19 protein-coding genes are annotated in these 20,135 nt (G+C 56.6%); 5 read left to right on the forward strand and 14 right to left on the reverse strand.

Annotation, left to right across the window (positions count from 1 at the left end; translation table 11 throughout):
- Nucleotides 1–31 precede the first annotated feature (31 nt).
- Nucleotides 32–457, forward strand: a complete 426-nt coding sequence (locus GG681_RS09600; protein WP_153547508.1) for a VOC family protein — start codon at nt 32–34, stop codon at nt 455–457.
- 128 nt (nt 458–585) lie between these two features.
- Nucleotides 586–1,305: an alpha/beta fold hydrolase gene (locus tag GG681_RS09605; RefSeq protein ID WP_153547510.1), complete on the forward strand. Its 720-nt coding sequence runs from the start codon at nt 586–588 to the stop codon at nt 1,303–1,305.
- On the opposite strand, the gene GG681_RS09610 is transcribed toward GG681_RS09605, so the two are convergent.
- Both GG681_RS09610 and phaZ read right to left on the reverse strand, forming a co-directional pair.
- Nucleotides 1,302–1,886, reverse strand: coding sequence for a DUF6151 family protein (locus GG681_RS09610; RefSeq protein ID WP_153547512.1), 585 nt, complete (start codon nt 1,884–1,886; stop codon nt 1,302–1,304). The genes GG681_RS09605 and GG681_RS09610 overlap by 4 nt on opposite strands.
- A gap of 82 nt (nt 1,887–1,968) precedes the next feature.
- Nucleotides 1,969–3,240, reverse strand: a complete 1,272-nt coding sequence (phaZ, locus tag GG681_RS09615; protein ID WP_153547514.1) for a polyhydroxyalkanoate depolymerase — start codon at nt 3,238–3,240, stop codon at nt 1,969–1,971.
- A 139-nt stretch (nt 3,241–3,379) separates the two neighbouring features.
- Between phaZ and phaC the strand changes: the two genes are divergently transcribed.
- The 3 genes from phaC (at nt 3,380) to phaR (ending at nt 6,760) form a co-directional block, all read left to right on the forward strand.
- On the forward strand, nt 3,380–5,206 hold the full coding sequence (phaC, locus tag GG681_RS09620) for a class I poly(R)-hydroxyalkanoic acid synthase (protein ID WP_153547516.1): 1,827 nt from the start codon (nt 3,380–3,382) through the stop codon (nt 5,204–5,206).
- 248 nt (nt 5,207–5,454) lie between these two features.
- The gene (locus GG681_RS09625; protein ID WP_153547518.1) at nt 5,455–5,901 is read left to right on the forward strand and encodes a phasin family protein; all 447 of its coding nucleotides are present in this window, start codon (nt 5,455–5,457) and stop codon (nt 5,899–5,901) included.
- 313 nt (nt 5,902–6,214) lie between these two features.
- Complete coding sequence (gene phaR / locus GG681_RS09630; protein WP_153547520.1) at nt 6,215–6,760, forward strand: polyhydroxyalkanoate synthesis repressor PhaR; 546 nt, start codon at nt 6,215–6,217, stop codon at nt 6,758–6,760.
- A gap of 163 nt (nt 6,761–6,923) precedes the next feature.
- Here the strand turns inward: phaR and GG681_RS09635 are convergent, their stop codons facing one another.
- From GG681_RS09635 to GG681_RS09690, 12 genes are all read right to left on the reverse strand, one after another.
- Nucleotides 6,924–8,132, reverse strand: a complete 1,209-nt coding sequence (locus tag GG681_RS09635) for a DegT/DnrJ/EryC1/StrS family aminotransferase (protein ID WP_153547522.1) — start codon at nt 8,130–8,132, stop codon at nt 6,924–6,926.
- 167 nt (nt 8,133–8,299) lie between these two features.
- Nucleotides 8,300–9,658, reverse strand: a complete 1,359-nt coding sequence (locus GG681_RS09640) for a glutamine synthetase family protein (RefSeq protein ID WP_153547796.1) — start codon at nt 9,656–9,658, stop codon at nt 8,300–8,302.
- Nucleotides 9,658–10,338, reverse strand: coding sequence for a type 1 glutamine amidotransferase (locus GG681_RS09645; protein WP_153547524.1), 681 nt, complete (start codon nt 10,336–10,338; stop codon nt 9,658–9,660). The genes GG681_RS09640 and GG681_RS09645 overlap by 1 nt, the downstream gene beginning before the upstream one ends.
- 63 nt (nt 10,339–10,401) lie before the next feature.
- Nucleotides 10,402–11,733 (reverse strand): glutamine synthetase family protein, encoded by a 1,332-nt coding sequence (locus GG681_RS09650; protein ID WP_153547526.1) that lies wholly within the window; start codon nt 11,731–11,733, stop codon nt 10,402–10,404.
- Nucleotides 11,734–11,896: 163 nt separating this feature from the next.
- On the reverse strand, nt 11,897–12,703 hold the full coding sequence (locus GG681_RS09655; RefSeq protein ID WP_153547528.1) for an ABC transporter permease: 807 nt from the start codon (nt 12,701–12,703) through the stop codon (nt 11,897–11,899).
- On the reverse strand, nt 12,700–13,584 hold the full coding sequence (locus GG681_RS09660) for an ABC transporter permease (RefSeq protein ID WP_328593340.1): 885 nt from the start codon (nt 13,582–13,584) through the stop codon (nt 12,700–12,702). Before GG681_RS09660 ends, GG681_RS09655 begins: the two co-directional genes overlap by 4 nt.
- 83 nt (nt 13,585–13,667) lie before the next feature.
- Nucleotides 13,668–14,381: a transporter substrate-binding domain-containing protein gene (locus GG681_RS09665; RefSeq protein ID WP_153547531.1), complete on the reverse strand. Its 714-nt coding sequence runs from the start codon at nt 14,379–14,381 to the stop codon at nt 13,668–13,670.
- Nucleotides 14,382–14,422: 41 nt separating this feature from the next.
- Complete coding sequence (locus GG681_RS09670; protein WP_153547533.1) at nt 14,423–15,211, reverse strand: ABC transporter ATP-binding protein; 789 nt, start codon at nt 15,209–15,211, stop codon at nt 14,423–14,425.
- A 146-nt stretch (nt 15,212–15,357) separates the two neighbouring features.
- Nucleotides 15,358–15,816 carry a tellurite resistance TerB family protein gene (locus GG681_RS09675; RefSeq protein ID WP_153547535.1) on the reverse strand — a complete coding sequence of 153 codons (459 nt, stop codon included), beginning with the start codon at nt 15,814–15,816 and terminating at the stop codon, nt 15,358–15,360.
- Nucleotides 15,813–16,274, reverse strand: coding sequence for a tellurite resistance TerB family protein (locus GG681_RS09680; protein ID WP_153547798.1), 462 nt, complete (start codon nt 16,272–16,274; stop codon nt 15,813–15,815). The genes GG681_RS09675 and GG681_RS09680 overlap by 4 nt, the downstream gene beginning before the upstream one ends.
- Nucleotides 16,275–16,298: 24 nt before the next feature.
- Nucleotides 16,299–16,592, reverse strand: coding sequence for a DUF1330 domain-containing protein (locus tag GG681_RS09685; protein ID WP_153547537.1), 294 nt, complete (start codon nt 16,590–16,592; stop codon nt 16,299–16,301).
- A gap of 145 nt (nt 16,593–16,737) precedes the next feature.
- Nucleotides 16,738–19,839 carry a valine--tRNA ligase gene (locus GG681_RS09690; protein ID WP_153547539.1) on the reverse strand — a complete coding sequence of 1,034 codons (3,102 nt, stop codon included), beginning with the start codon at nt 19,837–19,839 and terminating at the stop codon, nt 16,738–16,740.
- Nucleotides 19,840–20,135: the final 296 nt, after the last annotated feature.

The raw sequence follows: 20,135 nt of genomic DNA on the forward strand, positions 1-20,135 counted from the left end.
TTTGGTGATATGTGAGCAAAAGGGGTGCGAGATGGAACAACGGGTCAGTCTGATTACCTTGGGGGTGCGTGACATAGAGCGTTCCACCACCTTTTACCGCGCGCTGGGCTGGCACGAAGAAGACAGCCCCGATGGGGTGGTGGCCTTTGATCTGTTGTCGCAGACGCTGGGGCTCTATCCGCTTGATAAGCTGGCCGAAGACATTGGCATTGATCCTGAAACACTGGGGCAGGGGGCGATGACGTTGGGTTACAATGCGCGCACCCGTGCAGAAGTGGACGCGGTTGTTGCGGCCGCGGGCAAGGGTGGCGGCGAGATCCTGAAACAACCAGATGAGGTGTTTTGGGGTGGCTATCACGGCTATTTTCGCGACCTCGACGGCCACATCTGGGAGGTGGCTTTCAACCCCTTTGCGCCGCTGCGCAAGGATGGCGCGTTTCGCTGGAGCGGGTATTGAAGTCACGGTGGCTGTAAATCCGTTTGTGCCATCTTGTGATTTCCCTCTAAAAACCGCAGTTTACCAATAAATGACCTGGGTCAGCACGGCTGGCCTGCAAAAGATCAATCTGCGTGAGGGTTTTGAGCATGGACGCACCTGCGCCGGAACTGGAACCATTGGTGATGATCCCCGGCATGATGTCGGATGCGCGGGTGTTTGCACCGCAGCTTGCAGCGTTTTCCGGTTTTATGCCTGTGATGGTTGCGCCGCCCGTTGGCGGTGACACAGTGGAAGAAATCGCGGCACAGATGGCACCACAATTGCCGATGCGCTTTGCGCTGGTGGGGCTTGGTCTTGGGGGGCTGGTGGCGATGGAGCTGCTGCGCCGTCATTCAGATCGCATCACCCGCCTGTGCCTGATGTCGGCATCGGCCCAGCCGGAAACACCTGCCGATTCATCCGAGCGTGAGCCCCATATTATCGGCGCGCGCACCGGGCGGCTTGAGGAGGCGGTGCGTTCCATTGTGGAGCCGGATCTGATGGCCCCGGTGAGCGCACGCCTTGAGCTGGCACAAAGCCTGATTGATATGGGAATGGACATGGGCGGTGAGCTGTTTGTGGCGCAATCGCGGGCCATGCAACGCAGCGCTGACATGCAAAGCGCGCTGCGTCGTTGCCACGGGCCAGCGCTGGTGCTCAGGGGGGAATATGACCGCCGCGTACCGGCAAAGCACCAGTCCTTTGTGGCGGCGCTGTTGCCCAAGGGTGAGCTGGTAGAGGTGCCGCGGGCTTCGCATTATCCGGGGCTGGAAAATGCGCAGCTGGTCAATCAGGTGCTGGCAGAGTGGCTGTCGCAGCCGATCTAGCGTTTGTACAGCGCGGCGCGGGTGTCTTTGTCGAGGATCTCGGGCGGCTGAACCGGTTCGCCTGTGGTGGTGTCAAAAAACGGATTGTCGCGCCAGCGCCCGGACAACAGCGCGCTGCCCATGCGCCGGAAAATCCCCATCACCATGGTCAAAGCGCCCTTGGTGCGGGCCGGTTTTCCCGGCACGGGCATGAAGGCTTTGACCTTGGTTTTTCCAAACATATCAGGATCTTGGAAAAGGTCGCGTTTCATTCCAACAAAGGGCAGTTTGGGCCGCGCCAGCGTATTGGCCACAGGCTGGCCACAGCAATCCGCATACCAACGCAAAATGCCCTTGGAACTGAGCCGCAACACCTGCAGATGTTCAGCCCCCTGGGTAAAGGTGATCGCTTCAGGCGAGGTTTGCACCAATGCCACCCCATCCGGATCTGGCTGGCTGTGATAAAGCTCATTGGCGCGGCAGTCGGGGCAGTAACACACCAGCGGCGTGGCGGCTTTGACGGCCTCGGCCGCGATACGACCCTGCAGTTTGCCGCAGGTACAGCTGAAGCTGAGTGAATCGGTTTTTGTATCCGGTGCCATTGGGGCCTCGCTGATCGTTTCCACGCGACCTGAAGACGCAAAAAAGAAAAGGCGGCGCAGAGATCCTGAGCCGCCTGATCGTTTATTGGGCCGCGGATTGCGCCTTTGATTTCTTTGGCGCGTGTTTGGTATTGGCGTTCATGAAATCAATCACCAGCGGGCGGATATTGTTGCGCCAGCTGCGGCCAGCAAAGATACCGTAGTGGCCTGCGTCCGGCTCCACGTGGCTGGCTTTCTTGCTGTCGTCGAGCCCGGTGCACAGATCCAGCGCAGCGATACATTGGCCTGGTGCGGAGATGTCATCATTGGCACCTTCGACCGTTTTCACTGCCACATCGGTAATCTTGCCAATGTCGACTTTGTGGCCGTTCACCACAAATTCGTTCTTGGCGATTTCACGATTTTTGAAAATACGCTCGACGGTGGAGAGGTAGAATTCCGCAGTCATATCCATCACCGCGAGATATTCATCGTAAAACCGGTTGTGCGCATCATGATCTGAGGCTTCACCCTGGGCGACACGGCTGATCTGGTCCATGAAGGCCTTGGAGTGGCGGTCCATATTCATCGACATGAACGAGCTGAGCTGCAACAGGCCCGGATAAACCTTGCGGCCCACGCCGGGGTATTTGAAACCCACACGCTGGATCATGGTTTCTTCTAGCTGGCCCATGGTGACGCGGCGGCCAAAATCGGTCACATCCGTGGGGGTGGCATCCGGGTCTACCGGCCCACCGATCAGCGTCAGCGAGTTGGGCTGCGCGTCAGGGTCTTGTTCGGCGAGATAGGCGGTGGCCGCAAGGGTCAGCGGCACCGGTTGACAGACCGCAACGACATGAATGTCGGGGCCCAAAGCACGCATGAAATCAGCAAGATAGAGCGTGTAATCTTCGACGTCGAACTTACCCTCGGAGACCGGAATATCACGGGCATTGTGCCAGTCGGTGATATAGACTTCGCAGTTCTCGATCAGGCTTTTGACGGTAGAGCGCAACAGGGTTGCATAGTGGCCCGACATCGGTGCCACCAGCAGCACGCGGCGGGGCTGTTCAGCGCGGCCGGATACGCGGAAGTGGATGAGGTCGCCAAAGGCGCGCTCCACCACCGTGTCGATTTCCACCACATGGTCCTTGCCATCCGCACAGGTCACTGTGTGAATACCCCAGTCGGGTTTGGCAATCATGCGCTGAAAACTGCGCTCAGTTACCTCCCCCCAGGCCGACATCCAGCTGAGCATAGGGTTGGGTATGCTTGCAAACATCGGGTAAGACGCGACCGAAAGCGCCGAAGCACCCAGCCACTGGTTGGTGTTTCGCATCGTCTCCATCAGGTCGTATGCCATCATGTATCGCATTTGTGTCTCCTTAAAGGGGCACAACCCAAGGTATTTTGACATAGCTCATTTTTCATCTTCTCATCAACGATAAGCTGTGTCGTAAGATACCAAGGGTAAGAATTCTGCACAGCAGAAAGACTAGGGGGGAATCCTTAAGATGACAACCAAAGACGATGTTTCCGCAGACACTTCTCCAGAAGCGCTTGAACGGCTTAAGGAAAATATGTCTCGGGTTGAGGGGATATCGAAGCGACTGGTGCAGGTTATGTCGTCAAAACCGCGACATAGCGGGAGTCTCGACAAGCCGAATCAAGCTTTGTTTGCACGTGCAGCAAATGCCTATTGGTCAGAGATGATGCTCAACCCTGCGCGGTTGATGGAGCAGCAGGTCGAATATTGGGGCAAAACAGTTTTGAATTTTGCAGAAGCCCAAAAAATGATGCTGAACCGCGATATTGAGGAAGACAGCAGCAAGGATCGCCGCTTTAAAAATCCCCTGTGGGAGAGCAACCCTTATTTCCACTATGTAAAGCAGCAGTATCTGACCAATGCCCAGGCGGTGAGCCAGGCGGTGGATGAGATCGAAGACCTTGGCTCATTGGACAAGCAGCGGCTGACCTATTTTGCGGATCAGATCGTGCAGATGATGGCGCCAACCAATTTTCTGGCTACAAACCCGGATGCGCTGGAAAAGGCGATTTCCACCGAAGGGCAGTCTTTGATTGATGGGCTGGAAAACCTGGTGGCTGATCTTGAAGCCAACAATGGTGAACTGGTGGTGCGCCTGGCCGATGAGGGCGCGTTTGAAGTGGGCAAAAACATTGCCACCACCCCGGGCGAGGTTGTGTTTCGCAATCGCATGCTGGAGCTGATCCAATATGCGCCAACAACAGAAACCGTGCATGAAACCCCCATCGTGCTGTTCCCGCCCTGGATCAACAAATTCTATGTGATGGATCTGAAAGAGCAGAATAGCCTGGTGAAATGGATCACCGATCAGGGCTTTACCCTGTTTGTGGTGTCTTGGGTCAATCCCGATGCAACCTATGCCGATGTGGGCATGGAGACCTATGTTGAGGAAGGCTATCTGACCGCAATCGACACGGTTAAAAAGATCTGTGGTGTAAAACAGGTCAATGCGGTGGGTTATTGCATTGCGGGCACCACGCTGAGCCTTACGCTGGCGCTGTTGAAAAAGCGCGGCGACACCTCGGTGAAATCAGCAACGTTTTTCACCACGCTGACGGATTTTTCCGATCAGGGTGAATTTACCCCGTTTTTGCAAAATGATTTTGTCAACGGGATCGAGGAACAGGTGGGTGAGGATGGTATCCTCAAATCCTGGATCATGGCGCGAACCTTTTCGTTCCTGCGCTCCAACGATCTGATCTACGGGCCTGCGATCCGCAGCTATATGATGGGGGAGGCCCCGCCAGCCTTTGATCTTTTGTATTGGAACGGCGACGGCACCAATCTTCCGGGCAAGATGGCGGTCGAATATCTGCGTGGTCTGTGTCAGGAAAACCGATTTGCAACCGAAGGGTTTGAGCTGTGCGGAGAGCGTCTGCATGTGAGCGATGTGACCGTGCCGTTGATGGCGATCACCTGCGAAAACGACCATATCGCGCGCTGGAAGGATTGTTATCACGGGGTGCAGCAGATGGGGTCACGTTCGAAATCCTTTGTGGTGTCGCAGTCGGGCCATATCGCGGGGATCATCAACCCGCCAACCCGTAACAAATACGGCCATTATCTGAACAAGGATCTGAAGGCGGATGCGGATAACTGGCTGGAAGAGGCGAGCTTCCATGAGGGGTCCTGGTGGCCCATGTGGGGGGACTGGCTGAAAAAACGCGCAGGCAAGCAGGTGGACGCACGCACGCCCGGCAATGCGGGATTTGCCCCGCTTGAGCCGGCACCGGGCCACTATGTCACCGCCAAATCGAATGGCTCTGCTGAAGTGGCGGAAGCGGCAGAGGGGTGATTCCCTTATAGGTTGCTTATTTTGGGGGCAGGCACAGTGTTTGCCCCCGAAAAACCAGCGGTAGAGCAGTGCGCGCTGCATGCGCATAAAAAATCACCGCGTCCTATCTCGTTGAAAATTTGATATTTTATGGAACTTTTCTGCATTGCGGCATGATTTTTCTTGAAATGCTGCGATGCAGCACGCATATTCAGTCTTGTAACACACAGCGGTTCGCAAAGCGCCCGATACATCAAAGGATGACGACAATGGCTAAGACCCAAGATTTCACCGCGTTCATGAAAGACATGATGGGCGCATTCCCTGTAGACACCGCAGCGCTGGAAGATGTGTTCAAAAACACTGCTTCCCTGAACGAAAAGCTGGCATCCGTTGCACTGGACGCAGCTGAAAAATCCACCGAGATCTCTAACGCTTGGACCAAAGACGCCCTGTCCAAACTGGGTGACATGGCCAAAGCAAAAGCAGAGCCAGCTGACTACGCAAAAGCGGCAACCGATTACGCATCTGCTTCTGCAGAAGTTGCAGCTGAAAACCTGGCTGCTTTTGCTGAAATCGCCAAAAAAGTTCAGATGGACACCGTTGAACTGATGATGGCAGCTGGCAAAGACATGAGCGAAGAAGCAACTGCTGCTGTGAAAAAAGCCACCGAAGAGGTGACCACAGCCGCTAAAAAAGCGACTGCTGCACGCTAAGTAAACGTCCGCAACGCAGGATCAGCTCTCCTCCCAACGGTTCTGTGTTGTGAAGAAAGGGCAGGCTCCACCGCCTGCCCTTTTTCTATTGGGGCATATGCCTGCTGGGCGTGATCCCGACGGGGAGCCAATCGCGCGTCTCTGTCGACGGTGCTGCGCGGTCTGAACTCCGCCGCTATATAAGCCTGTGCTTGCTGCTGCGCGGCACCAAAAAATGCTGCGCAGCGAAAAGCATTTTCTGCATCTGCACGAGAGGCTTTCTTTTTTGCAATCTCTCGCATAGTCTTTTTGGACCATGCGCGGGGAGAACGATATGGCAGAAGAGCAAAAACCGTTGCTGATCAAGCGGTACGCAAGCCGCAGGCTCTATAATACCGAGACCAGCGACTATGTGACTTTGGAGGACATCGCAGGGTTTATTCGCGAAGGGCGCGAAGTGCAGATTGTTGACCTGAAGACAGGCGACGACCTGACACGACAATATTTGCTGCAGATCATCGCAGAGCATGAAAGCCGCGGTGAAAATGTATTGCCGGTGGGTGTGCTCAACGATCTGGTGCGCAGTTATATGGTGCCCGGCGGTGGGGTGATGCCGCAGTTTTTGCAATCGTCTTTTGATATGCTGCGCAACAGCCAGGAAAAGATGATGGAGAACATGTCGGCGATGAACCCGATGGCGCAGATGCCAGGGTTTGAGGCGATGAAAGCGCAGCAGGAAGCCTTTTTGAAGGCGATGACTGGCGGGTTTTCTGGCGGCTGGACCGGGGGCGAAAGCGAAACAGAAGGCGGTGGCGACGATCTCGACACCATCAAAAAACAGCTTGCTGAGCTACAGGAGAAGCTCTCCAAGTTGAAATAGGTCTTGGCATGTATTGTGTCGTGAAGGAGCGTCCTGGCGCTCCTTTTTTGTTGCGACCTGCTGGGGGCAACTGCACATTGGGCGGTACCATCCACAAAGAGGCGCAAAAGCTCCCGCCTGTTTCAAACCGATCAGAGATCGGCCTGAAACAGTTGGGCGTGGCTCAGGCTGCCGCCTGAGCCTGGGTTTCGGCCATTGCAGCGGTCAGCACCGCAATGATGGCATCGATCTCATCGCGCGTCAGGCGCACCGGCAGGCGCACATCACAGGCGTTCATCAGCATTGCACGGGTTTGCGGCAGCTCTGGCACATCGCCCATGAACTGCCAGTTCCAGAAGGCGCGCGCATTGTCGTCTGAACGGCCAAAGATCTGCACTTTTACCCCACGGGCGGCGCTGGCCTTGGAGAAGCATTCGATCTGCGCATCATTCAAGCCCACCAGATTGAACTGAATGGAATCGGGTGCACGCTGTTCAGGAGCAAGCGGTGCAGGCACATGGAAATGGGTTTCCGCGTTGAGTTTTTCAGCCATGTAATCATGGTTGGCAAGCCCATCACGCACCCGGCGGGCAAGCTCGGGGATCTGGGGGCGGATCACCACGGCCGAGAGGTTTGACATGCGCAGATTATACAGCGGCAGCTTGTTTTGCCATTTGCCAAATGCCTCTGCCAATTCGGGATCGTTCTGGCCTTCGGGGCCTTTGTGTTTTTTCCAGTTGTGCTCATAGGCGCCGGACATGATCACGGCCTGGGCGACGAGATCCGCATCATCGGTGATCAGAATGCCACCTTCGCCTGCGTTGATCATCTTGTAGCTTTGGAATGAGAAACAGCCGATCTGGCCGATGGTGCCGATGTTTTTGCCATGCCAGGTGGTGCCCAGCGAATGTGCAGCGTCTTCGATCACCGGAATGCCACGTGCGGTGCACAGCGCCATGATGGCATCCATATCAGAGGTATGGCCGCGCATGTGGCTGATGATCACTGCCTGAATGTTTTCATCCAGCTTGGCTTCGAAATCGGCCATATCGATGCGGTAGTTGTCGGCGACTTCACACAGCACCGGCACGCAGTCCGCGTGGATGACCGACGAAGGCACCGCAGCAAAGGTGAAACCCGGGATCAGAACCCGAGCATCACGAGGCAGGCCAAGCGCCTTTAGCGACAAAAACAGCGCAGCAGAACAGGACGACACCGCCAGCGCGTATTTGGTGCCGAGCAGTTTGGCAAACTCTTGCTCGAGCAGGGTGACAGGCGCGTTTTCCGGCGCGGTGTAGCGGAACAGATCGCCAGATTGCAGCAGCGCGTCGATTTCTGCGCGTGCAGCTTCGGGGATAGGCTCGGCTTCATGAACGTTGGGGATCTGCTGCATATTTCAAAATCCTGAATTTAGTATTTGATAAATGTAAAACAAAACGATTAACAAGCCAAGTGTAGCCGGGCGAAACCCTTCAAAACGGGCGATTTTTTGCGACTCTGTTGCGAAAACACCCGCTGCGGCTGGGCAGCGGGTGCAGATGTGACAGCACTGTGACGGGATTAGGCGTTCAACAGCAGATGTTCGCGCTCCCAGGGGGAAATCACTTGTAGGAACTCTTCATATTCCGCGCGTTTCACCGTGGCGTAGACGCGGGCAAATTCCTCACCCAGAACGTCGCGCAGCTCATGGGCCTCATCAAACAGATCAAGGGCCTGCCCCATCACCTGTGGGATGTCACCATCGCCATCATAAGCGTTGCCTTTGAACTGGCGGCGCGGGCGCTCTTCGCGAGTGAGGCCGAGATAGCCACAGGCGAGCGATACCGCGATGCCGAGGTAGGGATTACAGTCCATCCCGGCAATTCGATTTTCCACCCGGCGCGCTGCAGGGGACGACAGCGGGATGCGAATGCCGGTTGTGCGATTGTCGCGCGCCCATTCCAGATTGATCGGCGCGGCCTGTTCTTTCACATAGCGGCGATAGGAGTTCACATAGGGTGCCATCACCGCAAGCCCGGCGGGCAGATGGGTCTGCAGCCCGGCGATAAAGTGATAAAACGCATCCGTCTCGCCACCCTGCGGCCCAGAGAAAATGTTTTCGCCGGTCTCAATATCAATCACCGAGTGGTGGATATGCATGGCTGAGCCCGGCTCATCTGCGATGGGTTTCGCCATAAAGGTGGCAAAACAATCGTGGCGCATTGCGGCTTCGCGGATCAGACGTTTGAAGTAAAACACTTCATCAGCCAGTTTGATCGGATCGCCATGCAGCAGGTTGATTTCAAGCTGACCTGCGCCGCCTTCCTGGGTGATGCCGTCGATTTCAAACCCCTGTGCTTCGGCGAAATCATAGATGTCGTCGATCACCGGTCCAAATTCATCAACGGCGGTCATCGAATAGGCCTGACGCGCAGCAGCCGGGCGGCCGGAACGACCCATCATCGGACGGATTTCCCGACGCGGATCGGTGTTGCGATCCACCAGATAGAACTCCATTTCCGGAGCAACCACCGGCTCCCAGCCTTTGGCACGATAGAGATCGACCACCCGTCTGAGCACGTTACGCGGTGAATAGGGGATAGGTGAGCCGTCGCGGTCATAGGCGTCGTGGATCACTTGCAGCGTCCAGTCACCGGTCCAGGGCGCAGCAGAGGCGGTGGACAGATCCGGCTTCAACGTCATGTCTTTTTCAATCCAGCCATCTTCGTCGGCGGCATCGGCCCAGTCACCGGTGATGGTCTGGTAAAAGATACTGTCGGGCAGGTGGAAAAAGTCCTGACGGTCGAATTTCTTGGCGGGCACCGCCTTGCCGCGGGCAATGCCGGGCAGATCCGAGATTACGCATTCCACCTCATCGAGGCGCTTGCCATCGAGATATTCAACAGCGGCCTGCGGGATGTTTTTGAACCAATTGGCCATCATGCGCGCTCCTCTTTGAAAAACGCAGCGATCTGATTGGCGATCTCTGCGTTGTGTGTGGGCGCATCAAGCTGGCTGCTTGCGTCATCAAGCTGCTGATCGGGCACAACGCCACGGCCACGGTGTTTGATCAGCCCATCGATAAAGGCTGCGTCAAATTCCGGATGGGGCTGGATGGTCCAGATGGTGTTGCCATAGGCCAGCACCGCGTTTTTGCAAAATGCATTGCCGCCAAGAACCCGCGCGCCTTCGGGCAGGTCGACGACCTGATCCTGATGCCAGGCATTGAGTGCAAGCGCCTTGCCGTCGATATCATATTCGGTGCGCCCAATGGCCCAGCCGCCGGCAAATTTCTCAACCTTGCCGCCCAGAGCCTGCGCGATGATCTGATGGCCAAAACACACGCCCACCATTGGCAGGCCGCGCGCATGGATCTGGCGGATCAGATCTTCAAGCGGGGGGATCCAGCCGTGCTCTTCGTAGACGCCGAATTTGGAGCCGGTGATCAACCAGCCCTCGGCCTGATCGGCGCTGTCTGGAAAAATTCCATCCAGCACCGGGAAGTTTTCAAAGCTGAAGCCCTGGCCTTCGAGAAGTTTATAAAACATCTCATCATAGTTGCCGTGGCTGTGTTTCATCTCTTGCGGCGAGTGGCCGGTTTGCAAGATGCCGATCTTCATGGGTCACCAAATTTGATCAAGGTTTGAGCGCGGCCACGCAGGCAGCCGCGCTCAGTTGTGTGGTCATACCGCTTCGAGCAGGACCTGCCAATGTTTCTCTGATGGCAGCGCGTCAAAGCGGGTGAGTTCCTGGCGTTTTGTCATCACCAGATTGCGAATGAGCGCGGCGGGCAGGATACGCGCGATCAGCGGGTCCTGTTCAAACCAGTTGATGGCGGTTTCCCAATCGGGCGCAAGCGCAGGCGCGTCTTTGATCTGATAGGCGTCGCCTGTGATCGGGGCAGGGGGCTGCATCGCGTCTTCTATCCCAACAAGGGCTGCACCCAGAACCGTGGCAAGCATGATATACGGGTTGATGTCGCCGCCCGCGGTGCGGTGTTCAATACGGCGGGCCTTGTGTGATCCACCGGGGATACGCAGCGCGGCCGTGCGGTTTTCATAGCCCCAAAGCGCCGCGGTTGGCGCATGTGCGCCGGGCACCAGACGTTCGTAGGAGTTCACATTTGGCGCAAAGGCCAGCGTGCTGGCGGGCATCGCAGCCAGGCAGCCAGCAACCGCGTGCTGCAACAGCGCATTGCCAGTGTCGCTGCCATCGTCGAACACATTGTTGCCGTCCTGATCCACCACCGAGAAATGCACATGCAGCCCATTTCCGGCCTCATCGCCATAGGGTTTTGCCATATAGGTGGCGGCAAAGCCGTGTTTGCGGGCAATGCCACGGGTCAGCTGTTTGAACAAAATCGCATCATCGGCGGCGCGCAACGCATCCTGATGGTTGAGATTGATTTCGAACTGGCCAAGCCCGCCTTCGGAAATCGCGGCCTGTGCCGGAATGCCCATGGCCTCGCAGCCATCATAGAGGTCGGTGAAAAACGCGTCAAAGGCATCAAGCTCTGCCAGCGACAGCACTTCCTGCTGTGCCAGCCTGCGCCCGGTGAGCGGGTTGGCAGGCGGCTGGAGCGCGTCAGCGCTGTCATCAATGAGGCAAAACTCCATCTCGGTGCCCGCAATCACCTGCCAGCCGCGCGCTTTGAAACGTTCAAGCACGGCCACCAGCGCCTGACGCGGATCGCCCATGAAGGGGGTGCCATCGTCGTGATACAGCATCATCGGCACCAGCGCCGAGGCGCGTTCAAGCCAGGGCATCGCCACCGCACCGCGATTGGTGGGCAGCAAAATACCATCGGCATCACCGCTTTCAAACACCAGCGGGCTGTCTTCGATGTCTGCGCCAAAAATGTCTACATTCAGCGCCGACAGCGGCAAACGCACGCCGCCCTGATCCAATTTACCCGCATGTTGCGTGGCCAGCCGTTTGCCGCGCCAGATGCCATTGACGTCCGCGACGGCGAGACGAAGGGTGGAAAGGCTGCTGAGATCGCTGCTGTTGTCCATGGGAAGTCCTTGTTCTTTGCTGGATCCTAACGGAGATCCTAGCTGTGGGACAAGGAATTTGATCAAAAAAAATGTGCTTTGATTTGAAGTGCATAGCGCGTGTGCTGTGAAAACATGAAAAAAGGCCCCCGAAGTGGGGGCCTGTTTCGTGGATGTTTCCAGATCAGCGGATCAGGTTGAAACGCAGCTTTAGCGGCTTGCGTATTTCTTGTGGTAGGTGCCGGTTGAGCCTGCGGTTGACCATGCCAAAAAGCGAGATCACCACAAGCGTTAGGATGATGAAATAGAACGCCAGGATCGGATAGGGCACAAAGGGGTTGAAGGTCTTATCCGCAAAATAATTGGCGTAATAAAGCGCATCGCCTTTCTGTTTCACCGCCGGAAAGCCGGAGAAGAACACCAGCGTGGTGGCGTGGAACAGGAAGATTGCCTCATTGGTATATGATGGCCAGGCCAGACGCATTGTGGTGGGCCAGATGATCCGGCGATAGCGCGACCAGCCGCTGAGCCCATAGGCATCCGCCGCCTCAATATCTGCCTTGGGGACGGAACGCAGCGCGCCATAAAAGATCTCAGCCGAATAGGCGGCGGTGTTGAGAAAGAGCACGATCAACGCACCAAAGGCAGCTGCGCTTAGCGGATCAAACACATCAGATACCGATTTCAGTTTGAGAAACAGGAAATAGGCAAAGAAGAACTGAATGAACAGCGGTGAGCCCCGGAACACAAAGATGAACACCTCTGCTGGGCGGCGTAGTGTGGCGTTACGCGAATTCTTGGCCAGTGCCAGCGCATTGGCAAAGATAAAGCCGGTCACAACCGCCAGAACGCCAAAATACACGTTCCAGATCATGCCAGAGCCGATCAGCACAAACTGATCACATAGCGTGATGTCGCTGCGTGGGATCAGTCGTTCGCCATAGCCCAGCGAGCGCAGGCCGTAGTCTTGAAGAGTTTGCCAACAGCTCATGCCGCTTGTTTCCTTTGTTCTTCACCGGCCATGGTGGCCTGCCCGTGCGACAGTTTTCTGGTGATCCGCTCCAGCACCCGCTCGGATACTTTGGTGAAGGCGAGATAGAACACCAGCAGTGCGAGGAAGTACCACATGCGCCAATCCCCATGGGGGTAGTCGGTGAACCGCGGTGCCTTGCTGCCACCCAGTTCGCGCGCCCAGTAGACGATGTCTTCAACACCCAGCAGGAACAGCAGCGGTGTTGCCTTGATCAGCACCATCCAGAGGTTTGACAGGCCAGGCAGCGCAAAAATCCACATCTGTGGCACCAGAATGCGCCAGAACGCCTGATTGGGACGCATGCCATAGGCCGCGGCGGTTTCCATCTGCGCCTTGGGTACGGCCTTCATCGCGCCATACAGCACGTTGGCGGCAAAGGCACCAAACACCAGCGCAAAGGTAAAGACGGCGGTCCAGAAACCGTAGATTTCATGCACCCATTGCGGCGCGCTTGAGAGCGGCATTTTTGCGGCCGTACACACCACAAAGTCATTGCCTTGGCGAATGGGTTCAGACCAGTCGGGGCATTTCGCCTGATGGCGCAGCCATTCAATCGCCTGGTCGATGGCAATCACGAAAAACAGGAAGAACGCAATATCAGGCACACCGCGCACAACCGCGATATAGCCACGTCCCAGCCAGCTCAGCGGCAGGATACGGCTGCGGGCGGCCATAGCTCCGCCAAAGCCAAAGGCGAGCGCCGCCGGGGCGGTGACAGCCAGCAGCAACAGCACCGTGCCAAAGGCTGCGTAAAAGGACAGATGTTTGCCGGTGGTCAGATAGCAGGATAGCCAGCTGAATCCTTCCAGGGCAGATGGATCAGAGCAATAGGAAAAAATGGCGGGCCTCGTCGGTTGCGACAGAGTGTGAGTGAAAAGGGGAGCACGCGGCCCCCCTTAACACCGTGAAAAAGGAGGAAAGCTTAGAACTTGCCCTCGATTTCCCATTTGTCGAGCAGCGCGTTCAGGCTGCCGTCTTCTTTCATGGTGGCGATTGCCGCGTCGAACTTACCGCGCAGCTCATCGTCGGACTGGCGGAAGGCCATGCCGATACCTTCGCCCAGCAGCACATCATCACCAACAAACACCAGCTCAGTGCTGTCAACCAGCGGCAGCAGGAAGTCTTTGTCAGCCAGAACCGCGTCCACTTCGCCAGACATGACCGCAGCAACGTTTTCATCGGGGTTGGGGAATTCAACCAGGGTGGCATTGGTGGTGACCACGTGGTTGGCCTGGATGGTGCCGGTTTGAGCTGCAACAACACCGTTCTCACGGTCTGCATCTTCTGCCAGCGCCGCATAAGCAGAGGGCGACGGACGGGTGTAGCCCTGGGTAAAGGCAACAACTTCGCGGCGCTCAGCAGTGATCGACATGCCTGCGATGATCGCATCGTAGTTGCCCGAGGTCAGGTTCGGGATGATCGAGGCCCAGTCATTGGTAACCCACTCGCAGGTCAGTTCAGCGCGTTTGCACAGCTCATCGCCCAGCTCACGCTCAAAACCATCAACTTCACCCGCATCATTGAGGAAGTTGTACGGAGGGTAGGCGCCCTCGGTGCCCAGACGTACGGTGGTTTCAGCAAAGGCCAGTGTCGCGGAAACGGCCGCAATGGCGGTGCCCAGGATCAGTGATTTCATGGTGAATACTCCCAAAGGTTTGTTGTCGTTGATTGTTGTCGTTATCCGTGGCGGGTGGACTTCAGGAAAGTCCGAAGCCGCTCAGATTGGGTATTGGCAAAGACCTGATCAGGTGTGCCTTCTTCTTCGATGAGGCCCTGATGCAGGAATACGATATGATCCGACACATCCGCCGCCAGATCCATATCGTGGGTCACGATGATCATGGTGCGGCCTTCTTCGGCCAGATCTTTCATCACTTTGATCACTTCTTGCTCTAGCTCGGGATCCAGCGCAGAGGTGGGTTCGTCAAACAAAAGCGCCTCAGGCTCCATGCACAGGCCACGCGCAATTGCGGCGCGCTGCTGCTGACCACCCGAAAGCTGCGCCGGGTAGACATCGCATTTATCGCCAATGCCGACTTTGTTCAGATAGTGGCGGGCTTTTTCTTCGACTTCAGCCTTGTCGCGACCCAGCACCTGAACCGGCGCTTCCATCACGTTTTCCAAAATGCTCAGATGACCCCAGAGGTTAAACTGCTGAAACACCATCGACAGGTTGGTGCGAATGCGCAGGATCTGTTTGGCATCTGCCGGGCGACGCTCAAGGCCCGCACCTTTCCATTTGATCGGCTCACCCTTGAACAGGATCTCGCCGTCCTGGCTGTCTTCCAGCAGGTTGCAGCAGCGCAGCAGGGTGGATTTACCAGAACCCGACGATCCGATCAGCGAAATCACATTGCCTTTTTCGGCGCGGATATCGACGCCTTTGATCACTTCCAATTCGCCATAGGATTTGTGAAGCCCGCGAATTTCCAGCACAGGAGGCGTTGCAGTCGTCGTATCGGTCAAGGTGATGATGCCCGTTTTTGTGAGTATTTGATTTATTGGACCGAAATTTTTACTAAGCGCAACTGGCAAACCGTCAGTTAGACTTGAGTTCGCAACAAATTGGCCAAGTAAACTTCCGGAATGTCGGAAATCTGATCAAAAGGGGCCTAAGCTTGCGATTTTTGCATGGCCGCTATGACCCGTTGGCGCGCGGCCGCATTTTGCACGTCATTGATTCCGAGAAGGTTCGACGCGAGCCTGAGCAGCGCATCTTCTCCGGGATCACGGGTGCCATCGGCCAAAGCAACCTGCCACATCGATTCAATCACGGCGATACGATCTTCAAAGGCCACCGCCTCTTTGATTGCGCGGGTGAAACGCACCGTATCGGGGGCTTCGGCCTCCAATGCTTCGGCCTGTTCGCGCAAAATGATTGCCTCTCCCAGATCGAGACCATAACGCGCTGACAAAATGCGATCGATGCGATCCATTTCAACATCAGCATAGTTGTGATCCGAACGGGCGATGCGCACCATCAGCGCGGTCAGCGCCATACGGGCATCTTTGTCCTCAAGCGGGGTGGGTGCTGGATCCAGAAGCATGTTCAAAAGCGCGCGGAATGTCATTGCAGATGCTCCTCGGGAAACAGTTTTGCACGGGCCTTGGCACGGGCGCGGGTATTGTCTTTGACCGACAGCCCCATGGCGAGGCAGGCGTCTTCAACAATCTCAATCTCGCCTTCGCGCTCAATTCCATCCGCCATCACCACTTCCCACAGCGCCTCAAGCGCAGAGAGCCGTTCCTCAAGCCCGGTGGTTTCGCGGATCAAACGCCCAAAAGTATCGGTGTCCGGCGCGGCGGCGTGGAGTTTTTCGCAGGTGGCGCGCACTTTGGCCGCCTCAAGCGCGTTGTGTTGATAAAGCCGGGCCAGAATACGGTCGATCAGGCTGATCTCTTCAACCTGATAGGCGCGGTCGCTTTGCGCCACCCGCACCAAAAGCGCCCCCAGTGCCAGCTCTGCATCGGGATCGGGCAGATCGGCAGAGGTGTTTGGGCGAAAGGCCTGAAACAGTTTCTTCAACATTGGCATAGGTAGAACACCCTCGGTTTAGCCATCATAGCCTTCGATGATTTCCATGTCGCCCGTAGAGACCGGATCGCGCAGTGCCTTGGCCTCTTGGTAGCTGAGCGAGTCATAGCAGGCTTTGGCGGTGTCATAGTCGTTGAATTCAATCACTACCGTGCGGCTGCGCAGGCTGCCTTCGCGCACCTCTTTTGGGCCACCGCGCACCAGAAAACGCGCGCCATATTCCGCAAAAGGGGCCGCATTGGCATCAATATAGGATTTGTAGCGCTCGGTGTCATCGACGTCGACATGTGCCACCCAATAGCCTTTTGGCATGTGGTTTCCTCCTCTTTTCATGCAGGCTGGCCCAGATCGGTGTCAAAGGCAATGATAAGAATAGGTTAAACTTTCCCCGCAGATAAATCCGTCGGTGGAAAAATAAAAAACGCCCGCCTCACGAAGAGGCAGGCGTTTGGTTTTATCAGGCGATCTCAGAAATCCGCGCAAGCGCCTCTGAGATTTTGGCCTCTTCTTCTTCGCGTGCGGCGAGGTTTTCGCGCGCTTCTGCCACCACTTCCGCCGGGGCGGATTCTGCGAACTTCGGGTTTTTCAGACGGCCGCGCAGACCGCCCAGTTCCTTGGCGAGTTTGCCGAGGTTCTTTTCAAGGCGGGCTTTTTCCTTAGCCACATCGATGATTTCCGCCAGCGGCAGACCAAAGCTTGCGCCCGGCGCGGCAATGGCGATGCAGCCTTTGGGGGCTTCATCAACCGCCGTTAGGCTGTCGATACGGGCAAAGCGTTTGATCAGCGCCTCGTTGCGATCCCAGTATTGCTGACCCTGCGCATCGATCTGGGTCACCACCATTGGCACCTTGGCACCGGCTGGTACGTTCACTTCAGCACGGGCAGAACGCACGTTGTCGATCACTGCAATCACCCAGTTCATCTCTGCCTCGGCCTCGGGATCAACCAGATCAGCGGCGGTGTAGCTGGGCCATTCCGCGTGCGCCAGCATCTGCGCTGCCTCACCGCTCTCATAGCCGCGGCCCTCAGTGACGTTCCAGATTTCCTCGGTCACAAACGGCATGATCGGGTGCATCAGGATCAACGACTGGTCAATCGCCCAGGCATAGACCGCCTGAGTTTCATCCTTGGCCGCCTGATCGTCACCGTGGAAGATCGGTTTGGTGAATTCCAGATAACGCGCGCAGAAGGTGTTCCAGAAGAACGCGTAAATCCCATTGGCCGCGTCATTAAACCGGAACGCGTCAAAGCTTGTGTCCACCTCTTCGCGCAGTTTGGCAACTTCGCCGATAATCCAGCGATTGAGCGGCAGGGTGGCTTTGGGTGGCTCGGCCCCGCGTTCGGCGCTGAAGGCATCAATGACGTTGTCGCCGTATGAGGACGCCTGCCACAGTTTGGTGACAAAGTTGCGGTAGCCCTCGATCCGCTTCATGTCGAGCTTCAGGACCCCACCAAGGGAAGCCATCGCCGCATTGGTAAAGCGCAGCGCGTCGGCGCCGTATTCGTCAATGATTTCCAGTGGGTCCACAACGTTGCCGGTGGATTTCGACATCTTCTTGCCCTTGGCGTCGCGCACCAGGCCATGCAGGTAGACGGTGTCAAACGGGATCTCATCCACGACCGCCAGCTGCATCATCATCATCCGCGCGACCCAGAAGAACAGGATGTCTTGGCCCGTTACAAGCGTGGAGGTCGGGAAGTATTTCGAGGTTTCTTCGCCCCATTCCGGCCAGCCCAGCGTGCCAATCGGCCAGAGGCCGGAGGAGAACCAAGTGTCCAGCACATCGGGGTCGCGCCAAAGGAAATAGGCTTCACCTTCTTCGTGGTCGGTTTCCATAGAGCGTTTGGCTGCGTCATTTGCATCCAGTGCTTCACCGGCCACAACTACGGGCGTTCTAGCTTCCGCATAATAAGCTTTCGCGAGTTCAGCGGCCTCTTGGTACGATGAGGCACAGAACGCCTTGCCTTCGTAACTGAACTTTTCATGCGAGAAAGAGCCGTCCTCTGCAAGAACGCTTTCAAAAGATGCGCCATACCAAACCGGGATCTGGTGTCCCCACCAGAGTTGGCGTGAAATACACCAGGGCTCGATGTTCTCCAGCCAGTGATAATAGACCTTCTCGCCGCTTTCCGGCAGGATTTTGGTGCGGCCATCGCGCACCGCATCGAGCGCCGGGCCAACAACCTTTTCGGCGTCCACAAACCACTGGTCGGTCAGCATCGGCTCAATCACAACCTTGGAGCGGTCGCCAAAGGGTTGCATGATCGGCTTGTTCTCGACCATTGGCACGGTCTCGGTGAGGGTGGTCTCTTCGCCGTCGTCGCCTTTGACGGTCTTGGTGATGGTTTGCATCACCGAAAGACCCTCAGACGTGATCTCATCCACCACAGCTTTGCGCGCCTCAAACCGATCCAGACCACGCAGGTGGTCGGGCACCAGGTTGATCGCGTCGATCTCACCTTCGGTAAATTCCGCGCCTTTGGCATGGGCTTGCGCCTTGGCGGCTTCTTCCGCGTAAGGCGCGCCATCGGCGCGCATCGCGCCTTTGGTGTCCATCAGGCGATACATCGGGATGCCGCCACGTTTGGCCACTTGATAGTCGTTGAAATCATGCGCGCCGGTGATTTTCACCGCACCGGAGCCAAAATCCATATCCGGGTATTCGTCAGTAATGATCGGGATCAGGCGGCGGTGTTCCTTGGGGCCAACCGGGATTTCAACCAGTTTGCCAACGATCGGCGCATAGCGTTCATCATCCGGGTGCACCGCAACCGCGCCGTCGCCCAGCATGGTTTCAGGCCGGGTGGTGGCGATGGAGATATAGTCGCGCTCTTCGGTGAGCGTCACGTTGCCGTCTTCGTCTTTTTCGACGTAGGTGTAAGTTGCGCCACCTGCCAGCGGGTATTTGAAGTGCCACATGTGGCCCGGAGTTTCGATGTTTTCAACCTCAAGATCCGAGATCGCGGTTTCAAAATGCGGGTCCCAGTTCACCAGACGTTTGCCTCGATAAATCAAACCCTTGTTGTACATTTCAACAAAGACCTTGATCACCGCGTCGTGGAAGTTCGGCGAATTCTCATGCCCTGTGCGGGTATCACCCTGCGCACCGGCCATGGTAAAGGCGGTGCGGTCAAAATCGCAGGACGCGCCCAGTCGTTTCAGCTGGCCAATGATGGTGCCGCCGGATTGCTCTTTCCAGGCCCAGACTTTTTTCAGGAATTCTTCGCGACCAAGTTCGGCGCGGCTTGGCTGTTGGTTTTTCGCAAGCTCACGCTCCACCACCATTTGCGTCGCGATACCTGCGTGGTCGGTGCCGGGCTGCCACAGGGTGTCAAAGCCCTGCATGCGTTTCCAGCGGATGAGAATATCCTGCAACGTGTTGTTGAACGCGTGGCCCATGTGCAAAACGCCGGTGACATTGGGCGGCGGGATCATGATGCAATATGTCGATGCTTCGGGCTTGGCGTTTGCGCCCGCCTTGAAACAGCCCGCTTGTTCCCAGGCCTCGAACAGGCGGCCTTCTGATTGGGCCGCGTTGAATGCTTTTTCCATCGCCATGCGTCTATCCTGCGTTTTTGTCTTGCGCCTAAAGCGCTGATTTGGTCCTGCGCCGTGGCGCATGTGGTTGCTACGTCCCATATCGAAAAGGGGCGTTGAGGAAAAGGTGGGATTACAACAGCAAGGCCGCTCGTGCGCCCGGCAGGCTGCGCCTAGCGCTTCTGGTCCTGTCCGGGCGGCTTTGAGAGTGGTCTTGAGGAAACTGTGCCAGCTCTTGGTTAATGGTCTGATAATGGGGCGTACGCTGTGCAACGGGGGAGAGATAAAGAGAGCGTCCATTCAATTCGTTTAGTACT

Origin of the sequence: Tritonibacter aquimaris, assembly GCF_009617595.1 — a bacterium.
Classification (GTDB): Bacteria; Pseudomonadota; Alphaproteobacteria; order Rhodobacterales; family Rhodobacteraceae; genus Epibacterium; species Epibacterium aquimaris.

What these genes read in the sequence shown, in the direction of transcription:
- GG681_RS09600 (WP_153547508.1), top strand. Translation starts at nt 32, where the DNA reads ATGGAACAACGGGTCAGTCTGATTACCTTGGGGGTGCGTGACATAGAG.
- GG681_RS09605 (WP_153547510.1), top strand. Translation starts at nt 586, where the DNA reads ATGGACGCACCTGCGCCGGAACTGGAACCATTGGTGATGATCCCCGGC.
- GG681_RS09610 (WP_153547512.1), bottom strand. Translation starts at nt 1,886, where the DNA reads ATGGCACCGGATACAAAAACCGATTCACTCAGCTTCAGCTGTACCTGC.
- phaZ (WP_153547514.1), bottom strand. Translation starts at nt 3,240, where the DNA reads ATGCGATACATGATGGCATACGACCTGATGGAGACGATGCGAAACACC.
- phaC (WP_153547516.1), top strand. Translation starts at nt 3,380, where the DNA reads ATGACAACCAAAGACGATGTTTCCGCAGACACTTCTCCAGAAGCGCTT.
- GG681_RS09625 (WP_153547518.1), top strand. Translation starts at nt 5,455, where the DNA reads ATGGCTAAGACCCAAGATTTCACCGCGTTCATGAAAGACATGATGGGC.
- phaR (WP_153547520.1), top strand. Translation starts at nt 6,215, where the DNA reads ATGGCAGAAGAGCAAAAACCGTTGCTGATCAAGCGGTACGCAAGCCGC.
- GG681_RS09635 (WP_153547522.1), bottom strand. Translation starts at nt 8,132, where the DNA reads ATGCAGCAGATCCCCAACGTTCATGAAGCCGAGCCTATCCCCGAAGCT.
- GG681_RS09640 (WP_153547796.1), bottom strand. Translation starts at nt 9,658, where the DNA reads ATGGCCAATTGGTTCAAAAACATCCCGCAGGCCGCTGTTGAATATCTC.
- GG681_RS09645 (WP_153547524.1), bottom strand. Translation starts at nt 10,338, where the DNA reads ATGAAGATCGGCATCTTGCAAACCGGCCACTCGCCGCAAGAGATGAAA.
- GG681_RS09650 (WP_153547526.1), bottom strand. Translation starts at nt 11,733, where the DNA reads ATGGACAACAGCAGCGATCTCAGCAGCCTTTCCACCCTTCGTCTCGCC.
- GG681_RS09655 (WP_153547528.1), bottom strand. Translation starts at nt 12,703, where the DNA reads ATGAGCTGTTGGCAAACTCTTCAAGACTACGGCCTGCGCTCGCTGGGC.
- GG681_RS09665 (WP_153547531.1), bottom strand. Translation starts at nt 14,381, where the DNA reads ATGAAATCACTGATCCTGGGCACCGCCATTGCGGCCGTTTCCGCGACA.
- GG681_RS09675 (WP_153547535.1), bottom strand. Translation starts at nt 15,816, where the DNA reads ATGACATTCCGCGCGCTTTTGAACATGCTTCTGGATCCAGCACCCACC.
- GG681_RS09680 (WP_153547798.1), bottom strand. Translation starts at nt 16,274, where the DNA reads ATGTTGAAGAAACTGTTTCAGGCCTTTCGCCCAAACACCTCTGCCGAT.
- GG681_RS09685 (WP_153547537.1), bottom strand. Translation starts at nt 16,592, where the DNA reads ATGCCAAAAGGCTATTGGGTGGCACATGTCGACGTCGATGACACCGAG.
- GG681_RS09690 (WP_153547539.1), bottom strand. Translation starts at nt 19,839, where the DNA reads ATGGCGATGGAAAAAGCATTCAACGCGGCCCAATCAGAAGGCCGCCTG.